Below are 16,662 nucleotides of genomic sequence, written 5' to 3' on the forward strand. Positions count from 1 at the left end.
ACATGAACCACCGGAAGACGCTCACCGGAACACTGCTGGCGGCCGCGCTTCTCGCGTCGGGCTGCACCGGCGGCGGAGGAAGCTCCAAGGGCGCCGACGCCGAGGCGGCCGACGACCCGGCGCAGGTGTCCGGATCCATCACGGTCCTCACCCACCGGACGGACATCGTGCAGGACGGCACGATGCAGAAGTACGCCGACGCCTTCAACAAGACCTATCCGAAGGTGAAGGTCAAGTTCGACGCGATCACCGACTACGAGGCCGAAGTCAAGATCCGGATGAACACGGACAACTACGGCGACGTGCTCATGATCCCGGCCGTCATCAAGAAGAACGACTACCCCAAGTTCTTCGCCTCGCTCGGCACCCAGAAGGAGCTGAGCGAGAAGTACCGCTTCACCGACTTCACCGCCGTCGACGGCAAGGTCTACGGCCAGAGCCCGATGGGCGCGGCCCCCGGCTTCCTCTACAACAAGCGGATCTGGGCCGAGGCCGGCGTCACCGACTGGCCCACCACCCCGGCGGAGTTCCTCACCGCGCTGAAGGCCATCAAGTCCAAGACCGACGCCGTCCCGTACTACACCAACTTCGCGGCCCAGTGGCCGCTGACCCAGTGGACGTACATCAACGGCTCGGTCAGCTGCGACACCGAGGCCACCACTCGCCTCGCCGAGGGCAACCCCTGGGGTGAGGACGGCGAACTGCGTGTGGGCGACCGTCTGTTGTACGACATCGTGGACCAAGGCCTGATCGAGAAGGACCCGGCGACCACCAACTGGGAGAACTCCAAACCCCAGTTGGCCAAGGGGGAGATCGCCACGGCCTGGCTCGGCAGCTGGGCGGTCATCCAGTTCCGGCAGGCCGCCGAGAAGGCCGGCGCCGACCCCGACGACATCGGGTTCATGCCCTTCCCCGCCCGGGTCGACGGCAAAGCCTGCGCGACTGCCAGCCCCGACTACAACCAGGCCGTCAGCATCCACTCGAAGCACAAGGCGGCGGCCCGCGCCTGGATCGACTGGTTCACCGACAAGTCTGGCTACGCGGCCGACAACCTCTCCATCTCGACCCTGAAGGACGCCCCGCTGCCCGAGGTGCTCAAGCCCTACGAGGAGAAGGGCGTCGAGTTGATCGAACTCGACGACACCGCCGGCGGCACGGTCAAGGAGATCGACAACGCCTCCGAGGTCGGCATCTACGGCCCCGCCTACCGCCAGGAACTGGTCGACATCGCCCGGGGCGCCAAGGACGGCGACATCGACGCCTTCCTCGACGACCTCGGCAAGCGCTGGACCGAGGCAGCGAAGACCGTGGGGTCCTGATGCCCCAGGCGCGTACGACATCCCCCTCGCACGCGACGGAGAAGGTGGCGCGGCCCTCGAAGGCCGCGCCCCGGCCCCCCACGCCACGGCGCGCCCCTCGCGGGGTGCGTCTGTGGCGCACGCTCACCCCCTGGCTCTTCCTGGCCGTCCCGCTGGCCCTGCTGATCACCTTCACCTACGCACCGGTCGCCAACATGCTGGCGTACAGCTTCACCGACTGGGACGGCGTCAGTCCCGAGCTGAACTACACCGGCACCGACAACTACGTCGAGATCTTCACCCGCCCCGAGCTGTTCCGGGTCTTCTTCGTCAGCGGCTACTACCTGGCCGCGTCCGCCGTGCAGATCGTGGCCGCCCTCTACTTCGCGACGATCCTCAGCTTCAACCTCCGCTTCCGGAACGTCTTCAAGGGCATCCTCTTCTTTCCGTACCTGATCAACGGCGTCGCGATCGGCTTCGTCTTCCTCTACTTCTTCCAGGACGGCGGCACCCTCGACTCGGTCCTCGCCCTCTTCGGCCACGAGTCCGACCGCGCCTGGCTCGGCACGGAGACCTCCGCGAACGTCTCGCTCGCCGGGGTCTCGATCTGGCGCTACATGGGGCTGAACTTCGTGCTCTTCCTCGGCGCGATCCAGTCGATCCCGGGGGAGCTGTACGAGGCGGCCGAGATCGACGGCGCCAACCGCTGGCACCAGTTCCGGTACATCATCGCGCCCGGCATCCGCCCGGTGCTGAGCCTGAGCGTGATCCTCTCGATCTCCGGCTCGCTCTCGGTCTTCGAGATCCCGTACATCATGACCGGCGGCGCCACCGGTACCGAGACCTTCGTGATCCAGACCGTGAAGCTCGCCTTCCAGTTCAACAAGACGGGCCTCGCGTCCGCCGCCGCGGTCGTCCTGCTGCTGATCATCCTGGCGGTGACCTGGCTGCAACGCCGACTGGTCCCGGACGAGAGGGTGGACCTCGTATGACGACGCTGACGACCCCAACCCCGGTGACCCGCAGGCGAGTCGCCCGCACGCTCACCTATCTGTCCCTGGTCGGCGCGTCGGTCGTGGTCCTGCTGCCCCTGCTCGTGGTCCTGCTGACCTCGCTCAAGACCGAACGGGAGATGGCCGACGACAGCGGCGCCCTCACCCTGCCGGACAACGTCCTGAACCTGGAGAACTACGTCACGGCCTTCCGCGACGGCGAGATGCTCGCCGCCTTCGGCAACACGGCCTTCATCCTCTTCTTCGCCATCACCGGCACGGTCCTCATCGGCTCGATGGCGGCCTACGCGATCGACCGCTTCACCTTCCGCTTCCGCAGACCGGTGGTCGCCCTCTTCCTCGTCGCCACCCTGGTCCCCGGCGTCACCACCCAGGTCGCGACCTTCCAGATCGTCGACAGCTTCGGCATGTTCGACACCCTCTGGGCGCCGATCGCCCTCTACATGGGCACAGACATCGTCTCGATCTACATCTTCCTGCAGTTCGTGCGGTCGATCCCGGTCTCCCTCGACGAGGCCGCCCGCCTGGACGGCGCCAACGCCTTCACGATCTACCGAAAGATCATCTTCCCGCTGCTCAGACCGGCGATCGCCACGGTCGTCATCGTCAAGGGGATCACCGTCTACAACGACTTCTACATCCCCTTCCTGTACCTGCCCTCGGACGACCGCGGCGTCATCTCCACGTCCCTCTTCCGCTTCAAGGGCCCCTTCGGAGCGCACTGGGAGACGATCTCGGCAGGAGCGGTCCTGGTGATCCTGCCGACCCTGATCGCCTTCCTGCTGCTCCAGAGGTTCATCTACAACGGCTTCATGAGGGGGGCGACGAAGTAGCCACCGGGGCGGGGGAGGGTCGCCCCCCACGGGCGGCGCCTAGGCCTCTTTCGCCTTCGCCACCGCGGACATCGCCCCCACCAGCACCGGCGTCACCAGCTCCACCTGCCAGGCCCGCGCCCCGTACCCCGCGAGCGCCGCGCTCACCGCCTCCGCGTCCAGCGACCTCGGCGGCTCCCAGCAGAGCCGCCGGACGGTGTCCGGGGTGATGAGGTTCTCCTGCGGCATGTTGAGCTGCTCGGCGAGCGCGGACACCCCGGCCCGCGCGGCGGACAGCCGGGCCGCCGCCGCCGGATCCTTGTCGGCCCACGCCTTCGGCGGCGGCGGCCCGGTCACCGGCTGCCCGTGCGCCGGCAGCGCGCTGTCCGGCAGGGCCCTGGCCCGGTCCACCGCCGCCTGCCACTGCTCCAGCTGCCGCCGCCCCATCCGGTGCCCGAACCCGTTCAGCGCGGCCAGCGCCTGCGCGTTCACCGGCAGGGCCAGTGCCGCCTCCACGATCGCGGCGTCGCTCAGCACCTTCCCCGGCGAGACGTCCCGCCGCTGCGCGATCCGGTCCCGGGCCTCCCACATCTCACGCACGACCGCCATCTGCCGGCGCCGCCGCACCTTGTGCATCCCGGACGTGCGCCGCCAGGGGTCCTTGCGCGGTTCGGCGGGCGGCGCGGACGCGATCGCGTCGAACTCCTGCCGCGCCCACTCCAGCTTCCCCTGCCGCTCCAGCTCCTTCTCCAGGGCGTCCCGCAGGTCCACCAGCAGCTCCACGTCGAGCGCGGCGTAGCGCAGCCACGGCTCGGGCAGCGGGCGGGTGGACCAGTCGACCGCGGAGTGGCCCTTCTCCAGGACGTAGCCGAGGACGCCCTCGACCATCGCGCCGAGGCCGACCCGGGGGAACCCGGCGAGCCGCCCGGCCAGCTCGGTGTCGAAGATCCGCGTCGGCACCATGTCTATCTCGCGCAGACAGGGCAGGTCCTGGGTGGCCGCGTGCAGCACCCACTCCACGCCGGAGAGCGCCTCGCCGAGGCCGGAGAGGTCGGGGCAGGCGACGGGATCGATGAGCGCGGTGCCCGCGCCCTCGCGGCGCAGCTGCACCAGATAGGCCCGCTGGCCGTAGCGGTAACCGGACGCGCGTTCGGCGTCGACGGCGACGGGGCCGGAGCCGGCGGCGAACGCGGCGATCACGTCGGCGAGCGAGGACTCGTCGGCGATCACGGCCGGAATGCCGTCCCTCGGCTCCAGCAGAGGGATCGGCGCCCCCGCTTCAGAGGATCCGCCGTCGTCCGGAGGGGCGCCTCCGGTGGTTCGCAGGGTCCTGTCTGCTGCGGTCTCTTGGGCGTCGGTCACCTGTCAAGGGTATCTGTGTATGGACATGGCCCGCCGACGGAACGTTCCGCCGACGGGCCTTGCGGGGTCGTAAACCGGTCACGTGTCACACGTGTCAGTGAATGTTCCCGGCGAACAGGGAGGGACCGGACGAGCGGGAGGAATCCCGGTCTCTCGCCGCTCCGGCACCCCCGACGTCAGTGGATGATCCCGGTGCGCAGGGCCACCGCCACCATTCCGGCACGGTCGCCGGTGCCGAGCTTGCGTGCGATTCGGGCCAAGTGGCTCTTGACCGTGAGTGCGGACAGGCCCATGGAGACGCCGATCGCCTTGTTCGACTGCCCCTCCGCGACCAGGCGCAGTACCTCGACCTCCCGTCCCGACAGCTCCCGGTAGCCGCCCGGGTGGCTCGGGGCGCCCGGGGGACGGCGGTGCATACGGGCCGCGGAGCCGATGGGAGCGGCCCCCGGGCGGGTGGGCAGTCCGATGTTGGTGCGGGTGCCGGTGACGACGTATCCCTTCACACCACCCGCCAGGGCGTTGCGTACGGCACCGATGTCGTCGGCGGCGGAGAGGGCGAGGCCGTTGGGCCACCCCGCCGCGCGGGTCTCGGAGAGGAGTGTCAGGCCGGAACCGTCCGGCAGGTGGACGTCTGCGACGCAGATGTCACGGGGGTTCCCGACGCGGGGGCGGGCCTCGGCGATGGACGAGGCTTCGATCACGTCGCGGACCCCGAGGGCCCACAGGTGGCGGGTCACGGTGGACCGGACCCGGGGATCCGCCACCACCACCATCGCGGTCGGCTTGTTCGGACGGTAGGCGACCAGGCTTGCGGGCTGCTCGAGGAGAACGGACACCAGGCCTCCTGGGTGCGGGACGGGGGCCGGCTCGCTGGGCTCGTGGGGTCGAAGCCGGGACGAACCGTGCTTTCAAGGTCACAGAGGTCTTCGGCACCAAACCTCTGCTCCTTTAGAGAATGATCACGATCTGGTGAGTAACAATACGTTCAATTCGGACAAATCTTCGATCATTCGAAGATCGAACGGTGTCGCTTCATGTCGATACGAGGCCGAAAGTGGCCGTATCGACAAAGTGACGAGAGGGAGGGCCGACGAAAAGGACCGTGCTCCGCGGAGCACGGTCCTTGAGGAAGAGCTTGAGGGGGAGAGGGCTCAGCGGGACTGCGGCCCCCGCCGCTGCGGCAGCGACACCACCGCCGCGTCCCCGGGGTCGACGGCCGGGGGCAGACCCGCGATCTGGGCGAGCAGATCGCACCACGAGGCGAGATGCGCGGCGGTGTCGGGAACCCCGCCCAGGACCTCGCGCGGGGTCCACGACGCCCGGATCTCGATCTGGGACGCGGCCGGCCGCGACGCCAGTCCGCCGAAATAGTGCGAGCCGGCCCGCGTCACCGTCCCGCTCGGCTCCCCGTACGACAGCCCCCGGGTCTGCAGCGCGCCGGTCAGCCACGACCAGCACACCTCCGGCAGCAGCGGATCCGCCGCCATCTCGGGCTCCAGCTCCGCCCGGACCAGCGTCACCAGCCGGAACGTGCCCTGCCAGGCGTCGTGTCCCGCCGGGTCGTGCAGCAGCACCAGCCGGCCGTCGGCCAGATCCTCGTCGCCCTCGACGACCGCGGCCTCCAGGGCGTACGCGTACGGGGCGAGCCGCTGGGGCGGCTTGGTCGACTCGATCTCGATCTCCGGCCGCAGCCGTGTGGCTTTCAGCGCTTCGACGGCGGAACGGAACGGCAGCGGTGCCGTCTCCCTCGCATCGCGCTCCCCCTCCTTCGCGTCGTCCATCCCGCCAGCGCCGTCCGACAGTCGTCCCTGAGCCGCAGCCATGCCGGAACATTAAGGGGAACGGGGCCCCGGCGCAGGGCAAGACACCCGTGCGCTGGGTCACGGTCGCATCGCGCTCAGCGAACGCGGGCCCCGCCGACGGCCGCGGGAGCCGACCGCGGAGGCGTGGGTCCCGGCCGTCCCCGACCCGGGCCGTCGCTGTCAAGTGGGCGTGGGAGACTTTGCCTCGTGAGTGCCAACGCCAGCCCCTCGGGCCACCAGCCGACCGCCACGTACAACTCAGCCTTCCTGAAGGCGTGCAGGCGCGAGCCCGTGCCGCACACACCGGTGTGGTTCATGCGGCAGGCCGGGCGCTCGCTCCCCGAGTACCTGAAGGCACGCGAGGGCATCCCCATGCTGGAGTCGTGCATGCGGCCCGAGCTGGTCACCGAGATCACCCTCCAGCCGGTCCGCCGGCACCGGGTGGACGCGGCGATCTACTTCAGCGACATCGTCGTCCCGCTCAAGGCCATCGGCATCGACCTCGACATCAAGCCCGGCGTCGGACCCGTCGTCGAGAAGCCGATCCGCAGCCGCGCCGACCTCGCCCAGCTGCGCGACCTGACCCCCGACGACGTCTCCTACGTCACCGAGGCCATCGGGCTGCTCACCGCCGAACTCGGCGAGACCCCCCTCATCGGCTTCGCCGGCGCCCCCTTCACCCTCGCCAGCTACCTCGTCGAGGGCGGCCCGTCCCGCACGTACGAGAACGCCAAGGCGATGATGTACGGCGACCCCGAGCTCTGGGCCGACCTGCTCGACCGCCTCGCCGGGATCACGTCCGCGTTCCTCAAGGTGCAGATCGAGGCCGGCGCCTCCGCCGTCCAGCTCTTCGACTCCTGGGCCGGAGCACTGGCCCCCGCGGACTACCGCCGCTCGGTGCTGCCCGCCTCCGCGAAGGTCTTCGACGCCGTCGCCGGTTACGGCGTCCCGCGCATCCACTTCGGCGTCGGCACCGGTGAGTTGCTGGGCCTCATGGGCGAGGCCGGCGCGGACGTCGTCGGCGTCGACTGGCGCGTCCCGCTCGACGAGGCCGCCCGTCGCGTCGGCCCCGGCAAGGCGCTCCAGGGCAACCTCGACCCGACCGTCCTGTTCGCCGGCACGGACGCCGTCGAGACCAAGACCCGCGAGGTCCTCGACACCGCCGCCGGTCTGGAGGGCCACATCTTCAACCTCGGCCACGGCGTCATGCCCAGCACCGACCCGGACGCCCTGACCCGCCTCGTGGAGTACGTCCACACGCGGACGGCGCGCTAGGGACCGTGCGCGGTTGCGTGTCCGGCGGTCGCGGGTGCCGAACGCCGTGCCGGAGTTCGTCAGGCGGCCGTCCGTGGCCGTTTCTCCAGCGGCGCACGCAGTGCTTCGCCGTAGGCCGCGAGGCGGCTCGTTCGGCCGATGGTCAGGGCTCCGACGAGTCGGCCCGCCCGGTGGTAGGCGATCTCGAGGCGGCGAGCTGCGAGGTCGTACTCGACGACGCGGGCCTCGTCCGCCGCGGCCGGCAGACCGACCGAGCGGATCCTGACGGCGTGCAGATCGGACCAGAAGAACGGCACGCCCGTGTAGGGCCGCGACGCCGCCGGATCGAGGAGCGTGCGCGCGGCGGTCGCCGCGTGTTCCACGGCGTCGGCCCAGTGCCCCAGCGCCAACACCGCACCGTCGGCCAGCGGTTGCGGCACCTTGGCGACGTCTCCGGCGGCGACCACACCGGGCACGACCGTCCCGTCGGGGCGCAGGGCGCGCAGATACGGATCGCAGCGCACCCCGTCCTCGGCGGCGAGTGTGGAGCCGGCCAGCCAGCCGGTCGCGGGAACCGCTCCGAGGGCGAGCACGGCACTGTCGGCCGGCAGGTCGGTGCCGTCCGAGAGCCGGACGCCCGCGAGCCGGCCGTCGGAGGACGAGCGGAAGTCCGTGACCGTGGTGCCGGTACGCAGGTCGATGCCCGACTCGCGGTGCAGCGCGGCCATGTACGCGCCCCCCGCCGAGCCGATGGCACGTTCCAGCGGCTGGGAGCCCGCCTCGACCAGAGTGACGTCGAGGCCCCGGCCACGGGCGGCGGCCGCGATCTCGCCGCCGAGGAAGCCCGCACCGACGACGACGAGCCGGCGCCCCGGCAGGAGTTCGGCCCGGAGCGCCAGCGCGTCCTCCCGGCCCCGCAGGGTGAACACACCCCTCGGCGGCGCCGGCCGGTCCGAGGGCCAGCCGCGGGCGGCCGAACTCGCGGAACACGTACCGCCGCTCTTCCCGACGGAGGACAGCGCCGCGAAGCCGCCACCGTGAGCCCTGGCCGACGCCGGTCGGCGCCTCGTCCCGACCGGTCCCGCCGTGTTCACCACCCCGGCCGCGCCCGTCTGCCGAACAGCAGGCCGCGCGGCTCGGGCGGGGGCGGGGTCCCCGGGCGCAGGGGCCAGGCGAGGAGCATGCCGGCGACGAAGCCGACGAGATGGGCCGCGTACGCCACCGAGCCGACGTCGGCGACACCCTCGCCGGAGGAGTGGACGGCCTGGAGCACGAACCAGGAGCCCAGCACCAGCCACGCCGGCAGTCTCAGCGGCAGGAAGAGCAGGAACGGGACGAGGATCCAGACCCTGGCCTTCGGGTAGAGGACGAGATACGCGCCGAGCACCCCGGCGATCGCCCCGGACGCGCCGATCAGGGGCTCCCCGGAGTCGGCGTTGAGGAGGGCGTAGCCGTACGACGCCGCGTACCCGCAGGCCAGGTAGAACAGCGCGAAGCGGATGTGGCCCAGCCGGTCCTCGATGTTGTTGCCGAAGATCAGCAGGAACAGCATGTTGCCCAGCAGATGCAGCCAGCCGCTGTGGAGGAACAGCGCGGTGAGGACGGACAGCGCGGGCGACTTGTCGTAGCCCGGCGGGCCCAACGCGCAGCCGCCGGAGGGGGCGAGTTCGCCGGTCGGCACCAGCCGCGGCAGCTGATGGCGGATCAACTCCTGCGGTATCGCCGCGTACTGCTCCAGGAACGCCTGCGTGTGGCACAGCCGGACCGCCGCGCTGTCGCCCGGCACGGTGCCGGCGAGACCCGGCATGAAGACGAAGACGAAGACGTTCGCGGCGATGAGTGCGTAGGTCACGTAGGGCGTGCGGCCCGCGGGGTTCACGTCATGGACGGGGATGACCACACCGGACGTGTGCCCGCGATACGGGGCCGGAATCAGGCGGGTCGGTGGCCGGTGAACGTACGGGGTGGGTGGTGCGTATGAGTTCTCAACCGCGGATCTATGTATCTACGTAAGGAACAGGCGATGAACGACCGAGTTGCCCCGGCGATGCACGCCACCCCTGATGGTGAGGCCGAGATCTCGTTGGTGGTGCGGCTGCCCTGGGAGGACGTGGCCGCGCTCGGCCAGGAGGCGGGGCGGCTGGCCGCGCGGATGCAGCGGCCGGTGACGCTGGACGAGGCCGTGAGCCATCGCCTGCGGTCGGCCCGGCCGGCGGCGGCCCACGCGAAGCCGGCCGCCGCTCCTACGGCGCCGCCGGCGGTGACGTCCGCCGCGTCGGTGTCCTCGTTGCCGTCGCGGCCGCCGACGGAGCAGGCTCGGCAGGCCATCGATCGGATCACCGGTACGTCGGCTGTGTAAGGGGGAGCGCCGTGCGGGTGCTGTGCGTTGCCGGGTGCGGGTGATGCGTGGCTGGTCGCGCAGTTCCCCGCGCCCCTGAAAAGCCCAGCGGGCCCCTGATATCCAGGCCCCGAAAAGCATCGAGCCCCTCGTTCCAGGCGCCGCACGTCTAAGCGCTGCCGGACCTCACCGCCGCCGTCGCCTTTCGCGCCGCCACCAGGATCGGGTCCCAGACCGGGGAGAAGGGCGGGGCGTAGCCGAGGTCGAGCGCGGTCATCTGTTCCACCGTCATGCCCGCGGTGAGGGCCACCGCCGCGATGTCGACGCGTTTGCCCGCGCCCTCCCGGCCGACGATCTGGACGCCGAGGAGACGGCCGGTGCGGCGTTCGGCCAGCATCTTCACGGTCATGGGGGCGGCGCCCGGGTAGTAGCCCGCGCGGCTCGTGGACTCGACGGTGACGGTGACGTACTGGAGCCCGGCCCGGTCGGCGTCCTTCTCGCGCAGCCCGGTGCGGGCGATCTCCAGGTCGCAGACCTTGCTGACGGCGGTGCCGACGACGCCGGGGAACGTGGCGTAGCCGCCGCCGACGTTGGCGCCGATGATCTGGCCGTGCTTGTTGGCGTGGGTGCCCAGCGGGATGTGCCGCTCGCGGCCCGAGACCAGGTCGAGGACCTCGACGCAGTCGCCGCCGGCCCAGATGTTCGCGTGGCCCCGCACGCGCATCGCGAGATCGGTGAGCAGGCCGCCGTGGTCGCCCACGGGCAGCCCCGCCGCCCGCGCCAACTCCGTCTCCGGGGTCACGCCGATGCCCAGCACCACCACGTCCACCGGGTACTCGGCGTCCTCGGTGGCGACCGCGCGGACGCGGCCGTCGTCGCCGGTGCGCAGGGCGGTGACCTCGGCGTCGTCGACCATGGTGATGCCCATGCCCTCCATGGCCTGGTGCACCAGCCGGCCCATGTCCGGGTCCAGGGTCGACATCGGCTCCTTGCCGCGGTTGACGACCGTGACCTCGTACCCCCGGTTGATGAGCGCCTCGGCCATCTCCACGCCGATGTATCCCGCGCCGACGACCACCGCGCGACGGCCCTCGGTGGCGGTCAGCGTGTCCAGCAGGGCCTGGCCGTCGCCGAGGGTCTGCACGCCGTGCACCCCCGGCGCGTCGACGCCGGGCAGGTCGGGGCGGACCGGACGGGCGCCGGTCGCGATGACGAGCTTGTCGTACGCGGTCCAGGACTCGGTGCCCGCTTCGAGGTCCCGCGCCCGCACGCGGGAGCCCTCGACGTCGATCTCCACGACCTCCGTGCGCATCCGCAGGTCGATGTCCCGGGCCCGGTGCTCCTCGGGTGAGCGGGCGATGAGGTGGTCCCGCTCGGGGACGGCGCCGCCCACCCAGTAGGGGATGCCGCACGCCGAGAAAGAGGTGAAGTGGCCGCGCTCGAACGCCACGATCTCCAGGGTGTCGGGGCCCTTCAGCCGACGGGCCTGCGACGCGGCGGACATGCCCGCCGCGTCGCCCCCGACGATCACCAGGCGTTCCCTCGAACGTTCTTCAGCGCGGCTCGTGTTCATGGGAACACGCTACGGGGGAACGTCCGCCGCGCTCGCGTCACTCCCGCTCCTGCCGCCCCTGCCCCTCCTCGCGCGACTCCGGCTCCTGCTGCTCCTTCTCGTCCGGCCCGGCGGCCGGGAGCGAGACGGCCCCTCCCGCCGTCGCCGGCGCGGGCCGGCGGGAGCGGGTGAGGCGGTACCACACGAACAGCACCAAGGCGGTCGTCACCGCGAAGGGGAGGATCGCGGCGAGGGCCATGGCCAGCCAGCGGAAGACGGCGACGAACGCGTTCCAGCCGCCCGAGAGCGCGTCCGCGAAACCGGGGTCGTCGTCCTTGGGCGCCTTCTTCACCGCGGTCTCGGACAGGGAGAGCGTGATGGTGGCCAGGCTGGTGCGGTCCTTCAGGGACTTCTGCTGGGCCAGCAGGGACTCCAGGTCGGCCTGACGCGTGCTCAGCTCGCCCTCCAGGGTGACCACGTCGCCGAGCTTGGTCGCCCGGTCCATCAGCTCCCGGATGCGGGCCACGCTCGCCCGCTGCGTCTTGATGCGGCTCTCCACGTCGACGACCTGGTCGGTGACGTCCTCGGCCTTCGTCTTCCGCTCGATCAGCTTGCCGGTGCCCTCCAGCTCCGTCAGGACCTCCTCGTACCTCTCGGCGGGCACCCGCAGGACGACCCGGGTGCGCTCGCGGTCCTCGCCGTCCCGGGTGGTGGACTCGCTGCCCACGAACCCGCCCACGCCCTCGACGGCGGTGCGGGCCTCGTCCAGGGCCTTCGGCACGTCCTTGACCCGCACGGTCAGGGTGGCGGTGCGGATGATGTGGCTCGGGCTGACGCTCGGCGCGTCGGAGGGCTTGTCCTTGCCGGAGTAGCCGCTGTCGCCGCTCTCGTCGGCGAGGGCGCCCTCCTGCTGGGCCATGCTGTCGTCGGCCCGGCCGTCGCGGGCGGCGCTCTTGCTCCCGTCGCTCGACTCGTCGCCGGCGCCGCAGCCCGTGAGCGCCAGGGCGGCGGCGAGGAACAGGGCTGCCAGGGCCCCTGCGGGCCGCCGGGAACGTCGTCCACGTGTTTCTGCCATTGCGGTGTGCCCCCCGAGGGTCGAGAACTGCCTGTCTGCCTTGCTGACGGTCCTTTGACGCCGGAGCGGGCCGGAACGTTGGGCGGAAGCAGTCGCGAAGCGGTCACGGTCGGGACTCGGCGGGGCCACGGCGGCGCTGTCCGGCCGACGGGACCGGCGCCATGACTGTCAGTGACGTCTGAGAGGGTGGAACCATGAGCGGATCGGGTACGGAGGCCGGGCGCGACGCCGGGCATGTCGTCGTCATCGGGGCCGGTGTCGCGGGGCTGGCCGCCGCGCACGGGCTGCTGGACCGGGGTGCGCGCGTGACCGTCCTGGAGGCCACGGACCGGGTCGGCGGCAAGCTGCTCCCAGGTGAGATCGCGGGCGCCCGCGTCGACTTCGGCGCCGAGTCGATCCTGGCCCGTCGGCCCGAGGCGGTCGCCCTCGCCCGGGAGGTCGGCCTCGCCGACCGGCTCCAGCCGCCCGCCACCGCCACCGCCTCCCTCTGGACCCGGGGCGCCCTGCGCCCCATGCCCAAGGGCCACGTCATGGGCGTTCCCGGCACCGCGTCCGCCCTGGCCGGGGTGCTGTCCGACGAGGGCCTCGCCCGCATCGAGCGCGACGCCGACCTGCCGCGCACCGAGATCGGGGACGACGTCGCGGTGGGCGAGTACGTGGCCGCCCGCCTCGGCCGTGAGGTCGTCGACCGCCTGGTGGAGCCGCTGCTCGGCGGGGTCTACGCCGGCGACGCCTACCGCATCTCGATGCGCTCGGCCGTCCCGCAGCTCTTCGAGGCCGCCCGGACCCACACCTCCCTCACCGAGGCGGTCCGGGGCATCCAGGAGCGAGCGGCCGCCGCTCAGCAGACCGGGCCGGTCTTCATGGGCATCGAGGGCGGGGTGGGCCGACTGCCGCTCGCCGTCGCCGAGTCGGTGCGGGCACGCGGCGCCGAGATCCTCACCCGGACCCCCGTCACGGAACTGCGCCGCCTGGCCTCGGGCGGCTGGCGCGTCGTCGCCGGAGCCGGCAGCGCGGGTGAGCGGGGCGCCGGGGCCGCCCCGCGTGTCCTGCACGCCGACGCCGTCGTCGTGGCCGTCCCCGCCCCGGCCGCCGCCGGCCTGCTGCGGGCCGAGGCGCCCGCGGCCGCCGCCGAGCTGGCGGCCGTCGAGTACGCCTCGATGGCCCTGGTCACCCTCGCCTACCGCCGCGCCGACGTCACCCTTCCCGAGGGCAGCGGGTTCCTGGTGCCGCCGGTCGACGGCCGCACCATCAAGGCGTCCACGTTCGCCTCCCAGAAGTGGGGCTGGATCGCCGAGCGGAACCCGGACCTGCTGATCCTGCGCACCTCGGTCGGCCGGTACGGCGAGACGGCGATCCTGGAGCGCGACGACGCCCACCTGGTGGAGGTGTCGAGAACCGACCTGCGGGAGGCCACCGGTCTGTCCGCCGTTCCCGTGGAGACCCGCGTCACCCGCTGGGACGACGGCCTGCCGCAGTACCCGGTCGGCCACCACGCGCGCGTGGCCCGCCTGCGCGAGCACCTCGGCAAGCTGCCCGGCCTCGCGGTCTGCGGCGCGGCGTACGACGGTGTCGGCATCCCGGCGTGCGTCGCGAGCGCGGCCGCCGCGGTCGACCAGATCCACGGTGACCTGCGCGCGGTGCGGCACCTCACGGCCCACCCGGTGCAGAGCCTCCACGGCGGAGCGGGAGAATGAGACCCATGAGCGACGACGCCCCCACCACCGAGTCCGGCCGGATCCCGAACAAGGGCAAGCTGGCCAAGGACCTCAACGAGGTCATCCGTTACACGCTGTGGTCCGTCTTCCGGCTGAAGGACGTGCTGCCGGAGGACCGCGCCGGGTACGCCGACGAGGTCCAGGAGCTGTTCGACCAGCTCGCCGCCAAGGACGTGACCATCCGCGGTACGTACGACGTGTCGGGTCTGCGCGCCGACGCCGACGTCATGATCTGGTGGCACGCCGAGACCAGCGACCAGCTCCAGGAGGCGTACAACCTCTTCCGCCGCACCCGCCTCGGCCGCGCGCTCACCCCGGTGTGGTCGAACATGGCGCTGCACCGCCCCGCCGAGTTCAACCGCTCGCACATCCCGGCGTTCCTCGCCGACGAGACGCCCCGCGACTACGTCAGCGTCTACCCCTTCGTGCGCTCCTACGACTGGTACCTGCTGCCCGACGAGGACCGCCGCCGGATGCTCGCCGACCACGGCAAGATGGCCCGCGGCTACCCGGACGTCCGGGCCAACACGGTGGCCTCCTTCTCGCTCGGCGACTACGAGTGGATCCTCGCCTTCGAGGCCGACGAGCTGTACCGCATCGTCGACCTCATGCGGCACCTGCGCGCCTCGGAGGCCCGGATGCACGTCCGCGAGGAGGTCCCGTTCTACACGGGCCGCCGCAAGTCGGTGGCGGAGCTGGTCGCGGGCCTGGCGTAGGCGCCCCTAGAGGGGCGCGGGGAACGGCGCGATCAGCCGGGACGGGCCCGCGGCCGCCTGGCCGCGGGGCCCGGCAGGACCTGATCGCGCGGTGCCGGGCCTCGGCTCCGGCCGCCCCGCGCACGCGGCCCTCCGGTCCGGGACCCGGCCCTCCAACAGGTACGCCTCCAGGTACCCGTTGACGCACCTGTTCGTGCCTCCCGCGACCCCGTGGTTCCCCGCGTCCCGCTCGGTCACCAGGGCCGCGCCCCAGAGCCGCCGGTGCAGCTCGATCGCGCCGTCGTAGGGCGCGGCCGCGTCCCGCTCGGCCGCCAGGATCAGCGTCGGCGGCAGCTCGTCCGGCCCGGTCCGCACGTCGAGCGGCCGCTGCCGGGGGCCGCTCCAGTAGGCGCACGGCAGGTTCGTCCACACGTTGTCCCAGGTCTCGAAGGGCGCGGTCCGCGCGAGCCGGGTGTTGTCGCGGTCCCAGTCCCTCCACCGCGTCGGCCAGGGCGCGTCGTTGCACTCGACGGCCGTGTAGACGGCCTTCGCGTTCTCCTGCTCGACGGCTGCCTCCGGGTACGGCCCGGCGATCTGGACGAGCGGCTTCGGGTCGCCCTTCAGATACGTGGAGAGCGCCAGGGCGCGCTGCGGCCAGAGGTCGTCGTAGTACGCGGCCTGGAGGAACGCGCCCTGCAGCTGGGCCGGGCCCACCTTGCCGGCGGCGGGCCGGGCGGCCAGCCGTGTCGCCGCCCGCTCGTAGCTCCGCAGCACCTCCTGCGGGGTGTCGCCCAGTCCGTAGACCCGGTGGTGCCTGGCGACCCAGGCCCGGAAGTCCGCCCAGCGCCCCTCGAACGCGGCCGACTGGTCGAGGTTGTTGCGGTACCAGATCTGCTCGGGGGCCGGGTTCACGACCGAGTCGAAGACCATGCGGCGTACGTGGGAGGGGAACAGGGCCGCGTACAGCGCCCCGAGGTACGTCCCGTACGACGCCCCCATGAACGTCAGCCGTGGTTCGCCGAGCGCGGCGCGCAGGACGTCCAGGTCACGGGCGTTGTTGAGGGAGTGGTAGTGCCGCAGCGCGCTCCCGCCCCGTCGCGCGCAGTCCCGCGCGTACGCCTTGGCGCGTGCGACGCGCTCCTTCTTGTACGACTCCGAGGGGTGTGTCGGCGCCGGTGCGGGCCCCCGGTGCAGTCGCTGCGGGTCCTGGCAGGACAGCGGTGCCGAGCGGCCGACCCCTCGCGGGGCGTAGCCGACGAGGTCGTAGGCGGCGCCGAGGCGCTTCCAGTCCGGGAGGTGACCGACGAGCGGGAAGAACATCCCGGAGGCGCCGGGCCCGCCCGGGTTGAACACCAGTGCCCCCTGCCGGTCGACCTTCCGCCCCTTCGCGTCCTTGCCCCGGGCCTCGATCCGGCTGACGGTCAGGGAGATCTGCCGGCCGCCCGGCCGCGCGTAGTCGAGCGGTACCGCGAAGGTCCCGCACCGCACCACGTCCGGCAGCCCCTCCGCCACCGGGCACGGGCCGAACCGGATGCCCTCGTCGGCGGCCCGCGCGGCCGCGACGGCGACCGACTCCGCCGCCGTCCGGCTCAGGTCCCTCTCGGCGGGCGGCGCGGCACCGAGGCAGCTCAGCACCACCGCCCCGACGGTCCCGTGGAGAACGGCAGCCCGCATGGCGAATCCCTCCGAAGCACGACAGCGACAAAGGGATGTTTGGCGGTATACGGGGCGAAAGTAAAGGAC

Annotated in this window: 15 protein-coding genes; 7 read left to right on the forward strand and 8 right to left on the reverse strand. The window is 72.1% G+C overall.

Features of this window, described 5'->3' with window-relative positions; all coding sequences use genetic code 11:
- Nucleotides 1-2: 2 nt before the first annotated feature.
- The 3 genes from ACZ52C_RS22360 to ACZ52C_RS22370 are packed head-to-tail and all read left to right on the forward strand — an operon-like array spanning nucleotide 3 to nucleotide 3,144.
- Nucleotides 3-1,319 carry an ABC transporter substrate-binding protein gene (locus ACZ52C_RS22360; protein ID WP_469076378.1) on the forward strand — a complete coding sequence of 439 codons (1,317 nt, stop codon included), beginning with the start codon at nucleotides 3-5 and terminating at the stop codon, nucleotides 1,317-1,319.
- Nucleotides 1,319-2,290: a carbohydrate ABC transporter permease gene (locus ACZ52C_RS22365; RefSeq protein ID WP_469076379.1), complete on the forward strand. Its 972-nt coding sequence runs from the start codon at nucleotides 1,319-1,321 to the stop codon at nucleotides 2,288-2,290. Before ACZ52C_RS22360 ends, ACZ52C_RS22365 begins: the two co-directional genes overlap by 1 nt.
- A complete protein-coding gene (locus ACZ52C_RS22370; RefSeq protein WP_469076380.1) occupies nucleotides 2,287-3,144 on the forward strand; it encodes a carbohydrate ABC transporter permease in 858 nt (285 codons plus the stop codon). Before ACZ52C_RS22365 ends, ACZ52C_RS22370 begins: the two co-directional genes overlap by 4 nt.
- 39 nt (nucleotides 3,145-3,183) lie before the next feature.
- Here the strand turns inward: ACZ52C_RS22370 and ACZ52C_RS22375 are convergent, their stop codons facing one another.
- From ACZ52C_RS22375 to ACZ52C_RS22385, 3 genes are all read right to left on the reverse strand, one after another.
- Entirely contained in the window at nucleotides 3,184-4,485 is a 1,302-nt protein-coding gene (locus tag ACZ52C_RS22375; RefSeq protein WP_469076381.1) for a ribonuclease D, read from the reverse strand.
- Between the two features lie 176 nt (nucleotides 4,486-4,661).
- Nucleotides 4,662-5,321 carry a helix-turn-helix transcriptional regulator gene (locus ACZ52C_RS22380; protein WP_033529424.1) on the reverse strand — a complete coding sequence of 220 codons (660 nt, stop codon included), beginning with the start codon at nucleotides 5,319-5,321 and terminating at the stop codon, nucleotides 4,662-4,664.
- 315 nt (nucleotides 5,322-5,636) lie between these two features.
- A complete protein-coding gene (locus tag ACZ52C_RS22385; RefSeq protein WP_469076382.1) occupies nucleotides 5,637-6,308 on the reverse strand; it encodes a DUF3000 domain-containing protein in 672 nt (223 codons plus the stop codon).
- A 186-nt stretch (nucleotides 6,309-6,494) separates the two neighbouring features.
- On the opposite strand from ACZ52C_RS22385, the gene hemE reads away from it, so the two are divergent.
- Nucleotides 6,495-7,562: a uroporphyrinogen decarboxylase gene (hemE, locus tag ACZ52C_RS22390; RefSeq protein WP_469076383.1), complete on the forward strand. Its 1,068-nt coding sequence runs from the start codon at nucleotides 6,495-6,497 to the stop codon at nucleotides 7,560-7,562.
- Between the two features lie 59 nt (nucleotides 7,563-7,621).
- On the opposite strand, the gene ACZ52C_RS22395 is transcribed toward hemE, so the two are convergent.
- Entirely contained in the window at nucleotides 7,622-8,470 is an 849-nt protein-coding gene (locus ACZ52C_RS22395) for an NAD(P)/FAD-dependent oxidoreductase (RefSeq protein WP_469076384.1), read from the reverse strand.
- A gap of 161 nt (nucleotides 8,471-8,631) precedes the next feature.
- Nucleotides 8,632-9,441 (reverse strand): rhomboid family intramembrane serine protease, encoded by an 810-nt coding sequence (locus ACZ52C_RS22400; RefSeq protein ID WP_469076385.1) that lies wholly within the window; start codon nucleotides 9,439-9,441, stop codon nucleotides 8,632-8,634.
- A 123-nt stretch (nucleotides 9,442-9,564) separates the two neighbouring features.
- Here ACZ52C_RS22400 and ACZ52C_RS22405 point away from each other — a divergent pair, with 123 nt between their 5' ends.
- Entirely contained in the window at nucleotides 9,565-9,900 is a 336-nt protein-coding gene (locus ACZ52C_RS22405; protein ID WP_179202201.1) for a hypothetical protein, read from the forward strand.
- A gap of 148 nt (nucleotides 9,901-10,048) precedes the next feature.
- Here ACZ52C_RS22405 and ACZ52C_RS22410 read toward each other — a convergent pair whose 3' ends face one another.
- Nucleotides 10,049-11,452, reverse strand: coding sequence for an FAD-dependent oxidoreductase (locus ACZ52C_RS22410; RefSeq protein ID WP_469076386.1), 1,404 nt, complete (start codon nucleotides 11,450-11,452; stop codon nucleotides 10,049-10,051).
- 37 nt (nucleotides 11,453-11,489) lie between these two features.
- Complete coding sequence (locus tag ACZ52C_RS22415; RefSeq protein ID WP_469076387.1) at nucleotides 11,490-12,506, reverse strand: DUF4349 domain-containing protein; 1,017 nt, start codon at nucleotides 12,504-12,506, stop codon at nucleotides 11,490-11,492.
- A gap of 194 nt (nucleotides 12,507-12,700) precedes the next feature.
- Here ACZ52C_RS22415 and hemG point away from each other — a divergent pair, with 194 nt between their 5' ends.
- Both hemG and hemQ read left to right on the forward strand, forming a co-directional pair.
- Nucleotides 12,701-14,203 (forward strand): protoporphyrinogen oxidase, encoded by a 1,503-nt coding sequence (gene hemG / locus ACZ52C_RS22420; protein ID WP_469076388.1) that lies wholly within the window; start codon nucleotides 12,701-12,703, stop codon nucleotides 14,201-14,203.
- 5 nt (nucleotides 14,204-14,208) lie between these two features.
- Nucleotides 14,209-14,940, forward strand: a complete 732-nt coding sequence (gene hemQ / locus ACZ52C_RS22425) for a hydrogen peroxide-dependent heme synthase (RefSeq protein WP_033529407.1) — start codon at nucleotides 14,209-14,211, stop codon at nucleotides 14,938-14,940.
- 6 nt (nucleotides 14,941-14,946) lie between these two features.
- On the opposite strand, the gene ACZ52C_RS22430 is transcribed toward hemQ, so the two are convergent.
- Nucleotides 14,947-16,593: an alpha/beta hydrolase gene (locus tag ACZ52C_RS22430; protein ID WP_469076389.1), complete on the reverse strand. Its 1,647-nt coding sequence runs from the start codon at nucleotides 16,591-16,593 to the stop codon at nucleotides 14,947-14,949.
- Nucleotides 16,594-16,662: the final 69 nt, after the last annotated feature.

It is taken from the genome of Streptomyces sp. NPDC034049, assembly GCF_055575575.1.

What these genes read in the sequence shown, in the direction of transcription:
- ACZ52C_RS22405 (WP_179202201.1), top strand. Translation starts at nt 9,565, where the DNA reads ATGAACGACCGAGTTGCCCCGGCGATGCACGCCACCCCTGATGGTGAG.
- hemQ (WP_033529407.1), top strand. Translation starts at nt 14,209, where the DNA reads ATGAGCGACGACGCCCCCACCACCGAGTCCGGCCGGATCCCGAACAAG.
- ACZ52C_RS22360 (WP_469076378.1), top strand. Translation starts at nt 3, where the DNA reads ATGAACCACCGGAAGACGCTCACCGGAACACTGCTGGCGGCCGCGCTT.
- ACZ52C_RS22370 (WP_469076380.1), top strand. Translation starts at nt 2,287, where the DNA reads ATGACGACGCTGACGACCCCAACCCCGGTGACCCGCAGGCGAGTCGCC.
- ACZ52C_RS22365 (WP_469076379.1), top strand. Translation starts at nt 1,319, where the DNA reads ATGCCCCAGGCGCGTACGACATCCCCCTCGCACGCGACGGAGAAGGTG.
- ACZ52C_RS22410 (WP_469076386.1), bottom strand. Translation starts at nt 11,452, where the DNA reads ATGAACACGAGCCGCGCTGAAGAACGTTCGAGGGAACGCCTGGTGATC.
- ACZ52C_RS22385 (WP_469076382.1), bottom strand. Translation starts at nt 6,308, where the DNA reads ATGGCTGCGGCTCAGGGACGACTGTCGGACGGCGCTGGCGGGATGGAC.
- hemG (WP_469076388.1), top strand. Translation starts at nt 12,701, where the DNA reads ATGAGCGGATCGGGTACGGAGGCCGGGCGCGACGCCGGGCATGTCGTC.
- ACZ52C_RS22415 (WP_469076387.1), bottom strand. Translation starts at nt 12,506, where the DNA reads ATGGCAGAAACACGTGGACGACGTTCCCGGCGGCCCGCAGGGGCCCTG.
- ACZ52C_RS22430 (WP_469076389.1), bottom strand. Translation starts at nt 16,593, where the DNA reads ATGCGGGCTGCCGTTCTCCACGGGACCGTCGGGGCGGTGGTGCTGAGC.